Source organism: Clostridium sp. CM037 (assembly GCF_055081095.1).
Genome location: NZ_CM143650.1, coordinates 2,253,887 through 2,271,077 on the forward strand (window position 1 = coordinate 2,253,887; position 17,191 = coordinate 2,271,077).

General features: G+C 30.5%; 17 protein-coding genes. 14 read left to right on the top strand and 3 right to left on the bottom strand.

The genetic code is table 11. The features are described 5' to 3' along the window. Positions 1 to 19: 19 nt before the first annotated feature. From ACWJKP_RS11000 to ACWJKP_RS11015, 4 genes are all read left to right on the top strand, one after another. Positions 20 to 1,555, top strand: a complete 1,536-nt coding sequence (locus ACWJKP_RS11000; RefSeq protein ID WP_165412814.1) for a coiled-coil domain-containing protein — start codon at positions 20 to 22, stop codon at positions 1,553 to 1,555. Positions 1,556 to 1,662: 107 nt separating this feature from the next. Next, entirely contained in the window at positions 1,663 to 1,929 is a 267-nt protein-coding gene (locus tag ACWJKP_RS11005; RefSeq protein WP_165412815.1) for a putative Se/S carrier-like protein, read from the top strand. A gap of 105 nt (positions 1,930 to 2,034) precedes the next feature. Continuing rightward, positions 2,035 to 3,549: a YncE family protein gene (locus ACWJKP_RS11010; protein ID WP_165412816.1), complete on the top strand. Its 1,515-nt coding sequence runs from the start codon at positions 2,035 to 2,037 to the stop codon at positions 3,547 to 3,549. A gap of 219 nt (positions 3,550 to 3,768) precedes the next feature. After that, on the top strand, positions 3,769 to 4,641 hold the full coding sequence (locus ACWJKP_RS11015; RefSeq protein WP_165412817.1) for a tRNA 2-thiocytidine biosynthesis TtcA family protein: 873 nt from the start codon (positions 3,769 to 3,771) through the stop codon (positions 4,639 to 4,641). Positions 4,642 to 4,660: 19 nt separating this feature from the next. On the opposite strand, the gene ACWJKP_RS11020 is transcribed toward ACWJKP_RS11015, so the two are convergent. Next, complete coding sequence (locus tag ACWJKP_RS11020) at positions 4,661 to 4,933, bottom strand: hypothetical protein (RefSeq protein WP_165412818.1); 273 nt, start codon at positions 4,931 to 4,933, stop codon at positions 4,661 to 4,663. Positions 4,934 to 5,344: 411 nt separating this feature from the next. Here ACWJKP_RS11020 and ACWJKP_RS11025 point away from each other — a divergent pair, with 411 nt between their 5' ends. Both ACWJKP_RS11025 and ACWJKP_RS11030 read left to right on the top strand, forming a co-directional pair. Then, positions 5,345 to 6,715 (top strand): TRAP transporter large permease, encoded by a 1,371-nt coding sequence (locus tag ACWJKP_RS11025; RefSeq protein WP_462961175.1) that lies wholly within the window; start codon positions 5,345 to 5,347, stop codon positions 6,713 to 6,715. Between the two features lie 97 nt (positions 6,716 to 6,812). Beyond that, positions 6,813 to 7,151, top strand: a complete 339-nt coding sequence (locus ACWJKP_RS11030) for an arsenate reductase family protein (protein ID WP_165412820.1) — start codon at positions 6,813 to 6,815, stop codon at positions 7,149 to 7,151. A gap of 141 nt (positions 7,152 to 7,292) precedes the next feature. On the opposite strand, the gene ACWJKP_RS11035 is transcribed toward ACWJKP_RS11030, so the two are convergent. After that, positions 7,293 to 7,847 (bottom strand): biotin transporter BioY, encoded by a 555-nt coding sequence (locus tag ACWJKP_RS11035; RefSeq protein ID WP_165412821.1) that lies wholly within the window; start codon positions 7,845 to 7,847, stop codon positions 7,293 to 7,295. Positions 7,848 to 7,998: 151 nt separating this feature from the next. Here ACWJKP_RS11035 and menA point away from each other — a divergent pair, with 151 nt between their 5' ends. The 7 genes from menA to ACWJKP_RS11070 all read left to right on the top strand — a co-directional run bounded on the left by menA (position 7,999) and on the right by ACWJKP_RS11070 (position 15,162). Further along, on the top strand, positions 7,999 to 8,949 hold the full coding sequence (gene menA / locus ACWJKP_RS11040) for a 1,4-dihydroxy-2-naphthoate polyprenyltransferase (RefSeq protein WP_165412822.1): 951 nt from the start codon (positions 7,999 to 8,001) through the stop codon (positions 8,947 to 8,949). A gap of 196 nt (positions 8,950 to 9,145) precedes the next feature. Continuing rightward, positions 9,146 to 10,084, top strand: a complete 939-nt coding sequence (gene rbsK / locus ACWJKP_RS11045) for a ribokinase (protein ID WP_165412823.1) — start codon at positions 9,146 to 9,148, stop codon at positions 10,082 to 10,084. 28 nt (positions 10,085 to 10,112) lie between these two features. Beyond that, on the top strand, positions 10,113 to 10,508 hold the full coding sequence (gene rbsD, locus ACWJKP_RS11050; protein WP_165412824.1) for a D-ribose pyranase: 396 nt from the start codon (positions 10,113 to 10,115) through the stop codon (positions 10,506 to 10,508). 37 nt (positions 10,509 to 10,545) lie between these two features. Beyond that, on the top strand, positions 10,546 to 12,051 hold the full coding sequence (locus ACWJKP_RS11055) for a sugar ABC transporter ATP-binding protein (protein WP_165412825.1): 1,506 nt from the start codon (positions 10,546 to 10,548) through the stop codon (positions 12,049 to 12,051). A 41-nt stretch (positions 12,052 to 12,092) separates the two neighbouring features. Further along, complete coding sequence (locus ACWJKP_RS11060) at positions 12,093 to 13,022, top strand: ABC transporter permease subunit (RefSeq protein WP_165412826.1); 930 nt, start codon at positions 12,093 to 12,095, stop codon at positions 13,020 to 13,022. 20 nt (positions 13,023 to 13,042) lie between these two features. Then, positions 13,043 to 13,951, top strand: coding sequence for a ribose ABC transporter substrate-binding protein RbsB (gene rbsB, locus ACWJKP_RS11065; protein WP_224578940.1), 909 nt, complete (start codon positions 13,043 to 13,045; stop codon positions 13,949 to 13,951). 212 nt (positions 13,952 to 14,163) lie between these two features. Beyond that, positions 14,164 to 15,162, top strand: a complete 999-nt coding sequence (locus ACWJKP_RS11070) for a LacI family DNA-binding transcriptional regulator (protein WP_165412827.1) — start codon at positions 14,164 to 14,166, stop codon at positions 15,160 to 15,162. A gap of 97 nt (positions 15,163 to 15,259) precedes the next feature. Here the strand turns inward: ACWJKP_RS11070 and ACWJKP_RS11075 are convergent, their stop codons facing one another. Continuing rightward, positions 15,260 to 15,427, bottom strand: coding sequence for a Tn3 family transposase (locus ACWJKP_RS11075; RefSeq protein WP_165412842.1), 168 nt, complete (start codon positions 15,425 to 15,427; stop codon positions 15,260 to 15,262). A gap of 282 nt (positions 15,428 to 15,709) precedes the next feature. On the opposite strand from ACWJKP_RS11075, the gene ACWJKP_RS11080 reads away from it, so the two are divergent. Next, positions 15,710 to 17,155 carry a multicopper oxidase domain-containing protein gene (locus ACWJKP_RS11080; RefSeq protein WP_165412828.1) on the top strand — a complete coding sequence of 482 codons (1,446 nt, stop codon included), beginning with the start codon at positions 15,710 to 15,712 and terminating at the stop codon, positions 17,153 to 17,155. Positions 17,156 to 17,191 lie beyond the last annotated feature (36 nt).

The following is a 17,191-nucleotide window of genomic DNA, read 5'->3' on the forward strand; positions in this document are numbered from 1 at the left end:
CTATAAGGAGATGAGTAATATGAGAATATGTAGTCCATGTTTATGTTATGATAGTGAAGATCATATATGGAGATTCTATGTAAATGATGATAGGGATTTAATGTACAGTATTATGTATGATGAGAATAAATGGACTAAAGAAACCAAAATTGACAATGAAGTTTTTGATTTCACCGTTAATTTAGATATAGATAACAAAATTTACATTATATATAGTGTTGGAGCTAGCGATCTTAAGTATTGCGAATGGGAACAAAATAAATGGTTTGGAAAAACCATTTATAGTTTTGAAAATGAAGGCTATGAGATGACTGAATTAAATGTTATTACAATTGGTGAACAAATGCATATATTTTTCATTGGCAAAAATAGCATAAAGAAAATCCAATGTTCTTTAATGCATTTGTGCTTAAATAAAAATGAAAGTTTTTTTAATACAATAGATACCATACCATTTCTAAAAGATGTTTTCTGCCATTATCATGTACAGTATTTAGAAAATGGTGATTTATCCATAATATTTATTAAGCATGAAAAAAATGAAATAGTAATTAATTTCGCAGAATACAAAAACAGTAACTGGAGTATTCCAAGAAGATTATATGGTATTATCGGTAATAGCATTAATTTTTGCACATTATTATATTTAAATAAAATAAATATAATGAATCTGTCTAAAGAGGGCTCTTTGCATTTTATAGAACATGTATTAATTGAACCTGATGGAAAAATGAAAAGCTATAAAATTCATGAAAGTTTTGATAAGCCAACCAATCTATTACTAGTTGAAATTAGTGGAGTCCTTTGGTCGATATGGACTGAAGGCAAAAACATTCTAACTTCTTCATATAAAAATCAATGGAGTGAACCCAATAAAGATTATACCGAATTAAACAATGAAATTTCACTATATAAATTTTTATCTTTAAGTAAAAAGCATAGTGATATAAAGTGTAAATATATGCTAGGAACTAATTCTCCAGAAATAAATTTATTATTACCTCAATACAAAGGTAATGACTATAGAGATGACTTCCCAGAACTAAATAAAGTAGCTCCTGAAACTAAATTAGGTTCTGATATGCAAAAAAACAAACTAGATATTCAAGAAGAGATTTTAGTTTTAAAAAAAATTAACAAAGATTTAGAAAAAAAACTAATAGATTTACAAATAAAATATCAGCAAAAACTAAGAATTCTAGCGGAATCAGATAATAATTTCTTTAAGATTTCAAATGCAAAGAAAAAAGCTGAAGAGAAATTGAAAATAATAGCTGAAATACACCAAACTTCTATAAAAAAATTAGAAGTAATGAAAATCGAAAAAACATCTACGGATGTAGTAATAAATGAATTAAAGAATAAATCAGAACAACTTACTAATGAATACGAGGGATTGAAAAAACAGAAAATGTTCAAAGATATTGTTGTAAATGAATTGAACAATGAACTAGAGCGACTAACTAGTGAAAAAGAATCTCTGAAACAAGAACTAAATTATGAAAAAAACTTAGGGATTGTAGATAGAATTTTAAAAAAGAGACCGGTCAGATAGATATCACATCAATAACATATTTTCATATTATGGAGTAGTCTACTAGTTTATCTATTATACAAATTAATTTATTAACTTGATTAGCTAAAAGGGAGATGTTCAAAGCTATGAAAGTAGAAGAAAGTGAATATTTAGTTGTTTACCCAGGTCATAATGTTGCAACACTTTTGTACCAAAGACTTCTAAAGAAATCTTGCAAGGTTGAATTAGTATCAACCCCAACAATAATATCCTATGGTTGCAGTCAATCCATTAAATTTAAAGAAGTCTATATGAATATTGTTAGTGATGAAATTCGAAAGATTAATATAAAAGCAAAAGGTGTGTACAGAATCGTTAAAAATGGAAAATTTGATAGCTACGAAAGGGTCTAGTTTATATCCAAAGAAATTATTAGGATTTGGAATTTCCAAATCCTTTATAATTTTAGCATATTTTCTATTGTTAAAGCATATTTTCTATTAAGAAAGATAAAGGGTGTGATTGAAATAGCTGAAAATATTAGAAAAAGTTTTTATTTTGTTTCAAACATTAAAACTGGAACCTTAACTATAATTGATGGTCTTTGCAATACTATATTAAAAGAAATATCTGTAGGGAAAAGCCCATTTAGATTAGCCTTGAAAGATAACAATACCATTGGCGTTGCTTGTGATATGAGTAATACTATCTCATTTATTAACTGTATTACTGGTGAAATAAAAGAAAATATTATTCCCAATAATGGCAACTTTCAAATTGATACCATAAACAAAAAAATATACGTTTCAAATACTTCTGAAGTCACTGTATATGATATAAACTTAGACAATTTAATAGGTCGCATTAAAGGATTGTCAGCAATTATTGATTTAAGACTTAATAAAGAAGGGTCTAAGCTATATGTATTAGATACATTACTAAAGGAATTAAGAATTTATAGTACAGAAAATTATGGACTTATACATTCATTTAAAAACCTAGGTATAAATCCAACTTATCTTTTAATATCCGAAGATGATAAAACTGCATACATTTCAATGCGAAATAATATATTAAAAATAGATATTAACTCAGAAAAGTTTACTGATTTAACTTTACCTAAGGGATCATTAATTGCTGGAATGATCTTAAAAGACGCTACCTTATACGCATCAAATTTTGGTCTAAACAGAATAGAGTTAATAAATACTAATACTAATGAAGCATATGATTTTATTATTACCTCAAAACCTGAACCTACCAGACTTTTTATAACTGACGACAATACTAAGCTCTTGGTAGCTAACAGAAACCGTGAAAATCATGGCGGGATTGATATAATTGATTTAAAATCTAATTCTGTAATTGGTTCGATTCTGATGAATACACTTAATAGCCAGCCCTATGATGTTATTTCACTGACACTTCCTTATACATATGTTCCACCAGCTGCAATAACTAATTTACAACCAGGCAATCAGATAATAACCATTATAGCAAAAAAAATATTTGCATCATACAATGAAAATCTTAATTTCCCTATCATAAATATAAATTTACCTAAAAATATAAATTCTTCTTATATTTTTGAAAAAATAAAATTTGAACCTGGTATTATTGTAGAGCATTCCGAATTTAGAAGCCTTTTATCTACTACATCTGGTTTTTCAAGTATTAAATTTATTGGAAGAGTTAATTATATAATTGATTATCTTGAAGACAACAAAAATAACAGTATAAATGGATTTTTTGAAAAACCTATAGAAGTTTTTTTAGATATTCCTAAAGACCGTGAATTAAATGAATTTCAACTCAATATTAAAACAATCACTGAACTTACAGATGCTCCAAAAATTCTTCATAATGTTATAAGATTTGGTGTAACTACTTTGATGGAGTTAAATATAATAGGTGACGATGAAATATCTATTATTAATTCGAAAGAAACCCCTGATAATGTGGAAGAGCACTTCGAAGTATTCGATGGTTTTAGCGGCTCAATTTTTCCAGATGACACAGTGTTTACTCTTTAAATAAACATTTCAACATATTTATTCTGCTTACAAGATGGTTTCTGTAATATAAACAGAAGTCATCTTTTTTGGATTACATCAATATATCATTTATAGTGGTTTGATCAGATGCTTTAAGTTTCTGTTATTATAATAATGTGCACCAGCGTGTATTACTTTCCAAAGACAAACCCTTCTGAATTATGTTATAATATTCTAATGTACAGGAGGGGTGATTTTATGAGTAGCATTGCAGGAGAAGGTTGTGAAATATTAGTTCCATTTAATGAAAGAAAACCACTAGCGGAAATAGAACGTAGTCTTATTACAACCTTTAGAAAGCCTATTTGGAGAAAATTCATTAAGGCTATAATAGATTATAATTTAGTTTGCGAGGGTGATAAAATTGCTGTAGCTATCTCGGGAGGTAAGGATAGCCTAATAATGGCTAAATTATTTCAAGAGTTACAACTTCACGGTAAATTTAATTTTGAATTAGAGTATATTGCTATGGATCCCGGTTACCATAAAAATATAAAAGAACTATTAATTAACAATTGTAAACATCTAAATATTCCTGTAAAAATATTTGAGTCAAAAGTTTTTGATATAATTGATAGCATAGCTAAAGATTATCCTTGTTATATGTGTGCAAAAATGCGAAGAGGTGCATTATATGCAAAGGCAAAAGAGTTAGGTTGTAATAAACTTGCCCTTGGTCACCATTTTAATGACGTAGTCGAAACCACTATGTTAAATGTTCTTTATTCAGGAAATTTTAAGACTATGCTTCCAAAATTAAAATCACAAAATTTCGAAGATATGGAATTAATTCGTCCTCTTTATTATATTGAAGAACAATATATTGAGGATTTTACTCAAAACAGTGGTATTTGGCCACTAAATTGTGCATGCATGGTGGCAGCTAAAAAGATAGGCAATAAACGTCATGAAATTAAAGATTTAGTTAAAGAGTTAAAGAAGAATTTTAGTGGTGCTGATAAATCTATTTTTAGAGCGGCACAAAATGTTAATATGGATTCTATCTTAGGTTGGCAAAAAAACGGTGAGAATTATTCGTATTTAGATTTTTATGATGAAAAAGAAGGTTAAAAAATAGTGCTTATTGGCACTATTTTTCAGTTGGTTTTAATTCTTCTATCATAAATTTATCAAAGTAAATTTCCTCTATAAAATTATTTTCATCAAAGGCAGTTTTATGTCTTTTATTGTATTCATTAATATTAGATTTTAGCCAGTACGGTGTTGAAATATCAAATTTGTAACATAACTCTGATATGCACGCTTTTAGATTTTCTTGGTAATTATCTTCTAACTTCGACATTGACACTTCATCCACAACAATTCTATTATCTTTGATTAATTTACCCCAGATTTTTAACATCTTTTCCTCCTTGCTTATCTTTGCATATAGATAACAGCTGTTATCTATTATCCTCTTGGTTTAGAAAATATAATTTGATTGAATGTCCCTTAGAGTCGGATATTTTTTGCTAATCACAAGTTTATCATAAATGAAAGTTAAAGTCATGTAATATGTTATGTCCATAAACATAAATAGTAATACAGTATACTAGCCTATTTATATTTATGTTCCTCAATAATATATTGCAAATTTTTTATCTTAATTGAAATAGTAAAAATTGATTATTTTCTTTGAATATTGCATATACTCAATTTAAGATATCTTAAAAAAATAATTAGATAGAGCGTTTCGATTCTTAAAATAGTTAATCAAATTAATACACCAATATTTGTATGCATTGAGAATAAAACATAGGAGGGGCAACAACATATGATAAATTTAAGTGTAATTCATTATGCATATATAATCATTATTCTAATAATTACAGTTATAATTACACTTAAAAAAGATGTAATACTTCCATGCATTGTGGGCATTTGCGTAATAGGTTATATTTTTACAGGTGATGTTCTAAGTGCTGTTCAGATTATATATAAGGCCGTAGTAGTGTCGGGTAAAGAATTTATTGAAATAGTTGTAGTTATTGCTTTAGTTAATTCAATGTCTAGTTCATTACATGACCTGGGTGCAGATGAATTAATTATAAAACCTATAAGGAAATTAATGATAAATAAAACATTGTCATTTTTTGTTCTAGGAATTACGGTTACTGTAACCTCGTGGTTTATTTGGCCCACACCAGCAATAGTTTTTATAGGTGCTTTAATGGTGCCTGCAGCAATAGAATCTGGATTGCCACCTGTATGGGCCGCAGTTGTTTTATGTTTATTCGGAAATGGAGTTGCTTTATCAAGCGATTTTGTTCTTCAAGCAGCACCATCAATAACCGCTAAGACTGCAAACTTGCCTAATGCATTAGGAATTATTAAAGAATGTCTTCCCTTTTGGGGTATAATGAGTATAGTTACTATAATTTTAGCATTTATACTTATGAAAAAAGATAAAATCTCTAAAATTATGGTTGATGCAAGAATAATTGAAACTAAAAAATCAATACAAAATTATTCAATAGGGATAAAGATAATGGCAATTGTTACCCCTTTATCATTTATAATAGATATCATATTCATTAAAAAATTCAACTTCATAGGTTCAGACTCTACAGCTCTAATAGGTGGTACAGCAGCAATAATAATGATTATTTCTTCTATAATACATACTGATTTTAAAACGTCATTAGGAGAGGTTACTAAATATATTAAAAGCGGTTTTACTTTTGGTATAAACATATTTGCACCAATTATAATTATTGGTGCGTTCTTTTTTCTAGGAAGTGAAGGGACCGCAGTTGATATATTGGGCAATGGAGCTAGCGGCCTTCTAAGTGATATAGGAATATATGCTGCAAGCAAGATACCACTATCTAAATACTCTGTTATAGGCATACAAACAGCAGTAAGTACTCTTCTTGGACTTAGCGGTTCAGGTTTCGCAGGGTTACCGCTCGTAGGCACTTTGGCTAACACCTTTTCAAGTACTATTAATATAGACAAAGAAAAGGTTGCGGCATTTGGTCAAATAATTACCATATGGATAGGTGGAGGAACTATAATTCCTTGGAGTGTAGTTGCTGCAGCAGGAATATGTAAGGTTGAACCCTTTGACGTAGCTAGAAAAAATGTTATTCCTGTTATTTGTGGAATAGTTGCTACTGTGCTACTAGCTATGATAATATTATAGTCTAACGACATTTCAGAAGTCTTTGCCGCGGCACCGCAGGTGATGATTTAACCATTTTAAAAAAATAGAATAATATATTTTAAGGAGAATTTCAAAGATGAATATTCAATGTTTTGGAAGAAAAAAGTGTTTTGACACACAAAAAACTGAACGATATTTTAAGGAAAGAAATATAAAATATCAATTTATAGATTTAAATATTAAAGGACTAAGTAAGGGTGAATTACAAAGTGTGAAACATTCTGTAGGATTAAACAATTTAATTAACACGAAAGCAAAGGATTATAAAAAATCAAATTTACAGCAAATTAGAGGTGAGGAGACCAAAGAAGAAATTTTATTGAAAAATCCTCAACTTTTTAATACCCCTATAGTACGTAATGGAAAGGAAGCCACTGTGGGCTATGTACCAGAGATATGGACAACCTGGGAATAAGGGATATTCAATTAAATAATAAGTCAGTATACTAACAGCTTTGACTTGTTATTTATTTTCATGCCCCTAAATAATATTAAATATGTATTTTAGAAGATATCATTAGATTATCTCCTAAAATACTACAATAACTTATGAATATTAATTGGAATTCGAATGTTTTGATAATCTAGGGATTAATTGTTTAGCTATGATTATAGCTATAATTGCCTTTATAATATCTCCAGGTATAAATGGTATGCAAGCGTATTTAAGAGCTGCATAAAAATTTATATTTTTCCCTAAATAATTCGTAAAAATAAAATAAAAGTAGGGTATCCCCATAAGATACATTACGGAACTTCCTAAAATAACAGAACATATTATTGTAGAAAGAGATTTATTTTTCTCTGTAATCTTGCCAATTACATATGCTACAACAATAAAAGATATTAGAAATCCAAAGGTAGGACTTACTACAGAAGTTAATCCTCCTGTTCCGCCAGAAAAAACAGGTAATCCAATTAACCCCAAAATAACGTATGTGATTTGAGATAGTGCACCTAACTTGGCACCTAATATAAGTCCAGATAAAATAACAAAAAAAGATTGTAGCGTTATAGGAACTGGACCTAGAGGTATAGAAATAAAGCCTCCTACTGCCGTTAATGCAGTAAATAATGCAGTAATTATTAAATCTCGTGTAGATAATTTCAAAATAAATCCCTCCCTAAAAAATTATAAATATGATGTCTGAAACATTGTAAACTCAATTAAATTTATGGTTTACAATGATAATATCATGGATTATTTTGAAAGTCAAACAAACTATAGCTAAGAATTTATTATTCAACAGGAGGGTTTAAAATTGTATTTAATTAGTTTTCTTGAATTTATTGAAATTAAAACAAAATTGGCCAGTATGATACCATTTATATTGGGAACACTTTATTCTTTATACCGATATAAAAGCTTTAATTTGAAAAATTTTATTATTATGGGTATCTCACTATTAACATTCGATATGGCTACAACCGCAATTAACAATTATATTGATTACAAAAAAGATTTAAAGTGTAACAGACATAATCATGAAAATAAAAATGGAATCATAAGATATAACATCAAAGAATCCACAGCTGTAGCTATAATTTTTACCTTACTTGCAATAGCAATTTTCTTTGGGATTCTATTAACTTTAAACACTAATGTAGTTGTGCTCTTAATTGGAATTATTTCATTTTTAGCAGGTATATTCTATACATATGGGCCTATTCCAATTTCACGTATGCCACTAGGCGAAGTATTTTCTGGAGTATTTATGGGATTTATAATTCTATTTTTAGCTTGTTACATTCATATATCTGATAGAAATATAATTTCTATCATGTATGTTAGTAATATGTTAAACATCAGCATAAATCTAGTAGAATTATTTTATATCTTCTTAATCTCCATCCCAACAATCAATGGCATAGCAAATATAATGCTTGCTAATAATATTTGCGATCTTGAAGAGGATATAACAAATAAGAGATACACGTTGCCTTACTACTTAGGTAAGGGGAATGCACTTACCCTATTTAAGACCCTATATTATATTGCATACCTAGATATTATAATTTTAGTTATATTGAAAATTTCGCCAGTTTCAACTTTACTGGTAATTTTAACCATAATACCATTGAATAAAAATATAACATTATTTCACCAAAACCCTATTAAAAGTGAAACCTTCATTTTGTCCGTGAAAAATTTTGCGTTAATGAACATAAATCACATCATATTAGTATTAATAGCGCTTATATTTAATTGGTAGGTATAAAAGAAACTCCCTTAAATAAGAACTATCCATGTTGGATAAGCTTATTTAAGGGAGTTAATAAAACTATAAATATTTCAAATACATTCAATAAAATTCAAAAAATTGTTTATTGACAAGAAACAATTAAACGTATACAATTAGCTTAATCGGTTTAGTTAATCGGTTAAGCTAAGAAGAGGTGATCTATTATATGAGTGGAATTTGCGTACTTGGAAGTTTAAATATGGATATAGTATTAAAAGTAGAAAACATGGCTAAGATTGGTGAAACCATTTTTGCAAAAAGTTTAACTACTGTTCCTGGAGGAAAAGGGGCAAATCAAGCAGTTGCTTCTAAACGAATGGGTTCATATGTCTACATGATAGGCAAGGTTGGATTAGACAGTAATAGTGATTTCTTGCTTAGTAAGCTTTCGCGAGATGGTATAAATACAGATTATGTTTTTAAAGATAATAAAGAAACTACTGGCACTGCTATAATTAATGTTGACTGTGAAGGGAATAATTCTATAGTTGTAGTCGCTGGTGCTAATATGAGTATTAATATAGATGAGATAAAACAAAGCTATTCAATTATAAGAGATTGTAAAGTAATAGTTGCACAATTTGAAACGCCTAGCGAAATGACAATTGAGGCTTTTAATTATGCAAAATCCCAAGGAATTATAACAATATTAAATCCAGCACCAGCAAAAAAAATAGATAAGAATTTGTTGAAATGTACAGATATAATAATTCCTAATGAAACAGAAGCTTATGATATTACAGGAATCTTAGTTGAAGATTTAGGAAGTGCTAAAAAAGCAGCGACGAGTTTTATAGAAATGGGAGTGAATTACGTAATAATAACACTAGGTTCAAAGGGTGCAGCATTAGTAACTAAAGAAAAAGCAGAATTAATTCCAGCAATAAAGGTTGTAGCTATTGACACGACTGCTGCAGGAGATAGTTTTATTGGAGCAGTAGCAAGTAATTTAGGGACGCAAAAATTGAACTATGAAAATCTAAAAAAAGCTATAACTTTTGCTAATAAAGTTTCTTCAATAGTAGTTCAAAGATCAGGAGCACAGCCCTCAATACCAACAATGCAAGAGGTAATAGACATTTACGGTGAAGATAACAATTTGTAGTTGTTATTGCATACAAGGAGGATTAGTCATGAAAAAAACCGCATTACTAAATTCACAAATATCTGAAGTAATATCTAAAATGGGACACAAAGATATATTAGCGATAGGAGACTGTGGTCTACCAATACCGGATGACACTAAAAGAATAGATATCGCATTAATTAAAAATATACCAGGCTTTATTCAAACTTTAAAATGTGTATTAACAGAACTTCAAATAGAAGAAGTAATAGTGGCTAAAGAGACCTTTGAAGTTAGTCCGCATTTATTTAATGAAATAAAAAAAGCAGTTGGAGATGTAAAAATTACATTTATAACTCATGAGGAACTGAAGTCTCAGTTAAAAGAGTGCAAAGCAGTGGTAAGAACTGGTGAACAAACAGCCTATGCAAATATAATACTAAAGTCAGGAGTTGTATTCTAACTATAGATGATTTAAGTAAGTTTAAGGAGGAGATTCAATGACTAACATAAAACCTCTACTTCAGATGAAAAATGTTTCAAAAGCATTCCCAGGAGTAAAAGCTCTTGAAGATGTTAGCTTAGAAGCTTATAGTGGAGAAGTTCTAGCTCTACTAGGAGAGAATGGGGCAGGAAAATCTACTTTAATGAAGATTTTAAGCGGAGTCTATCATAAGGATACAGGAAGCATTATTATCCAAGGTTCTGAAGTAGATATAAAAGGTATAAAAGATGCTGAAAAACATGGAATAGCAATTATTCATCAAGAACTAAGTCTTCTTCCTAATTTAAGTATATGGGAAAATATTTTTTTAGGTAATGAAGGATTTAATGGAATAACAAGGAGAATAAATAAAAAAGAGCTAAAAGAAAAATCAAAAATATTACTTAACGATATTGGTTTCAATATTGATGTGGATACTTTAGTTAAAGATTTGAATGTAGGTGAAAGGCAACTAATAGAAATAGCGAAAGCTCTTTCCAAGAACTCAACAGTAATAATAATGGATGAGCCTACAACTGCATTAACTGATGTTGAAACGGATAATCTTTTTAAAGTAATTACCAAACTTAAAAGTGAAAATATGTGCATTGTGTACATCTCTCATAGAATGGATGAAATATTTAGAATTTGTGACATGATAACAGTTTTAAGAGATGGTAAACATATCGGCGAGGTTAAGACAAAGGACATTACTAAAGACGATTTAATATCAATGATGGTTGGTAGAAAATTAGAAGAACAGTTTCCATACAGAAAATCATCCAAAGGACACACTATCCTTAAAGTTGAAAACTTAAGCTTTGATGAAAAGGTTTGCGATATTAGCTTTGAAGCGAAGAGCGGAGAAATTTTAGGAATATCAGGCCTCATGGGTTCAGGTCGGACAGAAATGGCAAAAACTATATTTGGAGAATATAAAAAATCTTCAGGTAAAATATTTGTTGATGGCGTCGAAGTTAATATTTGTTCTACTAAAGATGCTATTGAAAAAGGAATTTGTTATCTTTCTGAAGATAGAAAAAAAGAAGGTCTTATTCTAGGCATGTCAGTAGGAAGCAATATGACCTTAGCTAACCTTAAAAAATATGAAAATAGAGCTAAGCGCATAAATAAAATAGAAGAAAGTAAGGAAATTCAAGAATATATAAAGAAACTTTCTATAAAGACGCCCAGTTCCCAGCAGTTAATTAAAAATCTAAGTGGGGGTAATCAACAAAAGGTTATATTAGCTAAATGGCTCATGCTTGCACCTGAAATATTAATAATAGATGAGCCAACTAGAGGCATAGACGTAGGGGCTAAAAAGGAAATCTATGACGTTTTAAATGAACTAAAGGCTATGGGTAAATCAATTATTATAATATCCTCTGATATGCCTGAAATACTCGGGATATGCGATAGAATTATAATAATGCACGAAGGCGAAATATCTGGTGAACTTTGTAGGGAAGAAGCTTCACAAGAAGCTATAATGAAATATGCAGTAGGTATAAAAAGTTAACTTTTAAAAAAATAACCCTCACCAAGGAAGGAGTCTATATTGTGAAAAGTAATTTTAAAAATGTAGTTTTAAAATATAAATCTTTAATAGGTCTTTTGATATTATGTATCGTTATATCATTTATTACACCTAGATTTTTAACCATACAAAATATTAAAAATATATTCACTCAAGTTTCGGTAAATGCGGTTATAGCTATAGGAATGACTTTTGTAATTCTCACTGGAGGGATTGATTTATCTGTAGGATCCATACTTGCAGTAAGCGGCGCTGCTGCTGCGAGTATAATAAAGACCACAGGTAACTTGTATTTAGCAATAATTGTAGCTTTAGCTATCGGCTGCGTTATAGGTCTTATAAATGGTATTCTTGTTTCAAAAGGTAGAATACAAGCTTTCATAGTTACACTAGCTACAATGACTATCTTTAGAGGTGTAACTTATGTATATACAAATGGTACTCCTATTTCAGGACTTGGACAAAATTTTTCAGGGATAGGAAATAAGATGTTTTTGGGATTACCAATTCCAGTTATATTTACAATTTTAGTATTTGGAATTGCATTTTATGTTTTAAGTCAAACTAGATATGGTAGATATCTTTACGCACTAGGTGGAAATGAAGACTCAGCAAGATTATCAGGTATTAATACAGGTAAGATTAAAACACTTGTATATGTTATTTGTGGCGCAACAGCTGCCTTAAGTGGCATAATTGTTGCCAGTAGAATAGGATCTGCTTCTCCAAATGCCGGAGTAGGTTTTGAGTTAGACGCTATCTCAGCTGTAGTACTCGGTGGTACTAGTTTAACTGGAGGAGAAGGAAGCGTAATAGGTACAATAATAGGAGCTTTAATAATAGGTGTACTTAATAATGGGTTAAATCTTATGAATGTGTCACCTTTTTATCAAGCAATAGTTAAGGGCTTAGTTATTCTACTCGCCGTAATGGTTGAAAAAAAGAATAAATAAAAAAATGGAGGATGATTTAATTGAAAGAAGTATCAAAATTGCTATCAATATCATTATCAACTGTACTAATTATGGGAACTTTGGTTGGCTGCAGCGCGCCTAAATCCGCAGAGGGTGGAAAGAAAATTGGGATGGTAGTTTCGACTCTTAATAACCCATTCTTTGTATCAATGAAAGAAGGTGCGGAGAAAAAAGCGAAGGAATTAGGATATGAAATTGTAGTCCTTGACTCACAAAATGATGCTGCAAAGGAAAGATCTAATGTAGATGATTTAGTTCAACAAGGAATAAGTGCTTTAATTATTAATCCAACAGACAGCGATGCAGTTGCAAACTCAATAGCAGTTGCAAACGATAACAAAATAAAAGTTATAACAGTAGATAGAAAAGCAAATGGTGGAGAAGTAGTTTGTCACGTTGCATCTGATAATATAAAAGGTGGAGAAATGGCAGCGGAGTTCATACTTGAAAAATTAAACGGCAAAGGAAATCTAGTAGAATTACAAGGTATTCCAGGAGCTTCCGCTACAAGAGAAAGAGGTCAAGGCTTCCACAACATAGTAGATAAAAAAGCCGGTGTTAAAGTTGTTGCTAGTCAAGCAGCAGATTTTGATAGACAAAAGGGATTAACCGTTACTGAAAATATTATTCAATCCACCCCTAAGTTTGATGCAATATTTACACATAACGATGAAATGGCACTAGGAGCTATAAAAGCAGTTAAAGCAGCAAATAAAGATGTTATCATTGTAGGTTTTGACGGTAATGATGATTCAAAAGCAGCAGTTAAAAGTGGGGAACTTGCAGCTACCATAGCACAAAAACCTGCTTTGATGGGTTCAGTTGCACTAGAAAATGCTGTTAAAATAGCGAAAGGTGAAACAGTGCAAAAAGAAGTTCCAGTAGATCTTGAAATTATAAAAAAATAGTAATGAAATATTATTACCCCAATAATAATCTAATATAAAAATTATAACCCAGGGGATTATCCTCTGGGTTATAATTTTATGATATTATAATTATTAAAAGTATACTTTGTGAATAGGTTACTACTATTAGATGCTAGATGTTCAACGATATTTCAGCTTCGAAGAAGATGATTTAATCAATAGCATTATTTACTACAAATCGGAGGATGATTATGAATAATGTAACAATGAAGGATATAGCGGAAATGGCTGGTGTTTCAAAGGCCACAGTTTCAATGGTAATGAATAAAAAGGATTCTAGCATAAGCGACGCAACCAGAAAAAGGGTATTAGAAATTGCTAAGAAAATGAGCTATATTCCTAACTCCATAGCTAGAAGTCTTAGCACTAAGAAATCCGGTACTATAGGAATTATACTGCCAGATATCACAAACCCATTTTTCTCAGAAATGGCGAGAGCTATTGAGGACGAGGCAGAGGGATTAGAATATAATTTAATAATATGTAACACTGATAATGATATTGATAAAGAGCAAAAATATATTGAACTGCTTATAAGTAAACTTATAGATGGCATTATTTTTATGTCTGGAGGTAAAAGTAATGAAAGTATAACCATGCTAAAAAACAATAACATTCCTTTTGTATTGGTTGATAGATATATTGAAGGATATAAAGATGATTATGGGGTATTTTGTTTAAACAAGCATGGTATAAAAAGTGGTATTAAATACTTATATGAAAAGAGAAACCGTAAAATAGTTTTCGTAAAGGGAAGGGAAAATTTAGAAGTATCAAAACAAAGATTAGAAGGCTATATTGAGGGAATGAAGAATTATGGAATATATGATGAAAAGTATATATTTGAAGGAGACTTTAATGTTGAAGGTGGTGTACTAGCTACGCAAAAAATAATTAGTACTTTCCCCAATTTGGATGCTATTTTTTATAGTAACGATATGATGGCACTTGGTGGAATGAAAATTTTACTACGAAATGGGTATAAAATTCCAAGAGATATATCCGTTGTTGGATTTGATAATATCCGTATATCAGAAATTATAGAACCAGAACTTACAACAATAGCACAACCTATTTATAAAATGGGCAAAAAAGCCTGCAGTATTTTAATAGGTGTAATAAATGGTGAGTTACCTATTGAAAAACAAGTTTACTTTGAAACAGAGCTTATTATTAGAGGAACTGCATAGATTTCTGTTTTTATTAAAGACAATAAGTCTTTTTTGTTAAAAACAAGAAGGATATTTTTGCCATCCCCCCGGAAAGGGGGAATAAGCAAATTACTAATCAGGTAATACCTGAAACTGAGCCAGTTCCTGAATGATTACATCCACGTTGATAGGCTTTAAGCCCAAAATATTTAGGTGAGTGGCGAGAATTAATGGTGTTAATATTAGTTTCAAATTTTTGTCCATCACTACTTGAATGGATGACTTCCTCAATATCATGGTCGATACCAAAAGATTATAAAAATATAGGTGGCATGAAACCTTTATAGCTAGGTCTTCACATCTTTATGGAGAAATATAACCTATACTGCTATGAATTCTAATTCTGTTATACTATGATTCTAATAAAGAATAGTTAAAACATATAAAACAGCAACTAATAGAAATACAAGAAAATTGGTACAGAGCAGAAAATAATTTAGTTGGTACAGTATAACTTTTTTATCCTTAACCGCATACAATGATGTGACCAAATGAAAATAGAAAAGTATAATAAGGGGATAAAAAAATGAGTATTAGACATTATGTTTTGTTAGCTACAGATGGATTAATTGACTTACCATTAGATGGAGAATTATGTACTAAAAATAGAAAAGAAGTCTATATTTTTGGGTTTGCAGGTGGACTTTTAGAGGTAGATGGAGTAAAAATAAAAGGAAATGAATATCTAGATTATACAAACCCAGATAACTGGGGGATGCTATTAAGTAAGAAAGGTACAGCTACTATTCCTTCTCCTATGGTTTGGGGAGAGGTAGATGATCATATATATATAACTCTAATTAATATTGGTATGAAATATCTTCCTACTTTTAAAGATTTACACACTGTGCATTTGCATGGTGCTCATGTTGCTACTCAGCTAGATGGTTTTCCTGAAACTTCCTTTGGGGTTCCTATGTGGGAGGCGACTAATCCTCTTACACCACCACCTCAGGCGACTTATTTCTTTCATCCGGAAAATCCAGGAACCTTAATGTACCACTGTCATGTAGAAGCTTCTGAACATGTTCAAATGGGAATGTATGGATCATTAGTTATTTATCCTTCTATGGAAAGCTTGGCTAGAAGCGGAATTACTAAATCTAAATCATCAGGATATTGGAGATTTCACTGTAAAATACAACCTGATATCCCTCAAACTGCTACGAATAGAAATTTTGCTTATAATAATATTCACAGCTATTTCGATAAAGAATATGTGATGCTTCTATCTGATATTGATTCATTGTGGCACGAAAGCGTTCGTGCAGGTATACCTTTTAATGCAGTAAATTTTAAACCAGACTTTTGGTTGGTGAATGGAAGAGCTTTCCCAGATACACTTCTTAAGCATCCTTTGACCCCAATTGTTGGAGACAATCCTAATCTCACGCAAATTAACTATGAATCCTATGTTCATGTGAAAACTAACGAGAAATTCCTGCTTAGAATGACCAATATGAGCTATCAAGTGGTTCCATGGCACATTCATGGTTGGCATTTTATGGTAGTGGGAAAAGATAGTCATCTAAGTCCTTTCCTAAATCTTAGTAAAGATTACGAGCACCTTGACCCTGGATCAGAAGAAATGGGCTTTACGAATACCATTGGGTCTGGTGAAACCTATGATTTAATTCTTATGGCCGATGATAAGAGGGCTCTATACAGAAGATATATTGTGAATGGCCAAGATGGCTTTCCTTCTCTTTGCAGCCAGCTTAGAAAAATACAAAAAATTGATCCTAATGCTATTTTTGGTATTCCAGAAGAGCCAGTAGATTGTGCTGATCCACAGCTAATTAACGATATAGAAATTTGTAATCAGCCTTGTGGTGATCCAAATGATCAGTTTTTCCCACAATTTTATCCAATGCATAATCATGATGATTATAAGGCTACCAATAATGGAGTATATCCAGGTGGTCAGTTAACCTTTATTCAAGCAGACGAGCCAGATAAGGAAATTTTGTAAGGATTTTAGTCTTGTGTAGAAAATATCATTAACTTG

Excerpts from the sequence above, each read along its gene's own strand:
- ACWJKP_RS11000 (WP_165412814.1), top strand. The coding sequence starts at position 20 with ATGAGAATATGTAGTCCATGTTTATGTTATGATAGTGAAGATCATATA.
- ACWJKP_RS11005 (WP_165412815.1), top strand. The coding sequence starts at position 1,663 with ATGAAAGTAGAAGAAAGTGAATATTTAGTTGTTTACCCAGGTCATAAT.
- ACWJKP_RS11015 (WP_165412817.1), top strand. The coding sequence starts at position 3,769 with ATGAGTAGCATTGCAGGAGAAGGTTGTGAAATATTAGTTCCATTTAAT.
- ACWJKP_RS11020 (WP_165412818.1), bottom strand. The coding sequence starts at position 4,933 with ATGTTAAAAATCTGGGGTAAATTAATCAAAGATAATAGAATTGTTGTG.
- ACWJKP_RS11025 (WP_462961175.1), top strand. The coding sequence starts at position 5,345 with ATGATAAATTTAAGTGTAATTCATTATGCATATATAATCATTATTCTA.
- ACWJKP_RS11030 (WP_165412820.1), top strand. The coding sequence starts at position 6,813 with ATGAATATTCAATGTTTTGGAAGAAAAAAGTGTTTTGACACACAAAAA.
- rbsK (WP_165412823.1), top strand. The coding sequence starts at position 9,146 with ATGAGTGGAATTTGCGTACTTGGAAGTTTAAATATGGATATAGTATTA.
- rbsD (WP_165412824.1), top strand. The coding sequence starts at position 10,113 with ATGAAAAAAACCGCATTACTAAATTCACAAATATCTGAAGTAATATCT.
- ACWJKP_RS11055 (WP_165412825.1), top strand. The coding sequence starts at position 10,546 with ATGACTAACATAAAACCTCTACTTCAGATGAAAAATGTTTCAAAAGCA.
- ACWJKP_RS11070 (WP_165412827.1), top strand. The coding sequence starts at position 14,164 with ATGAATAATGTAACAATGAAGGATATAGCGGAAATGGCTGGTGTTTCA.
- ACWJKP_RS11080 (WP_165412828.1), top strand. The coding sequence starts at position 15,710 with ATGAGTATTAGACATTATGTTTTGTTAGCTACAGATGGATTAATTGAC.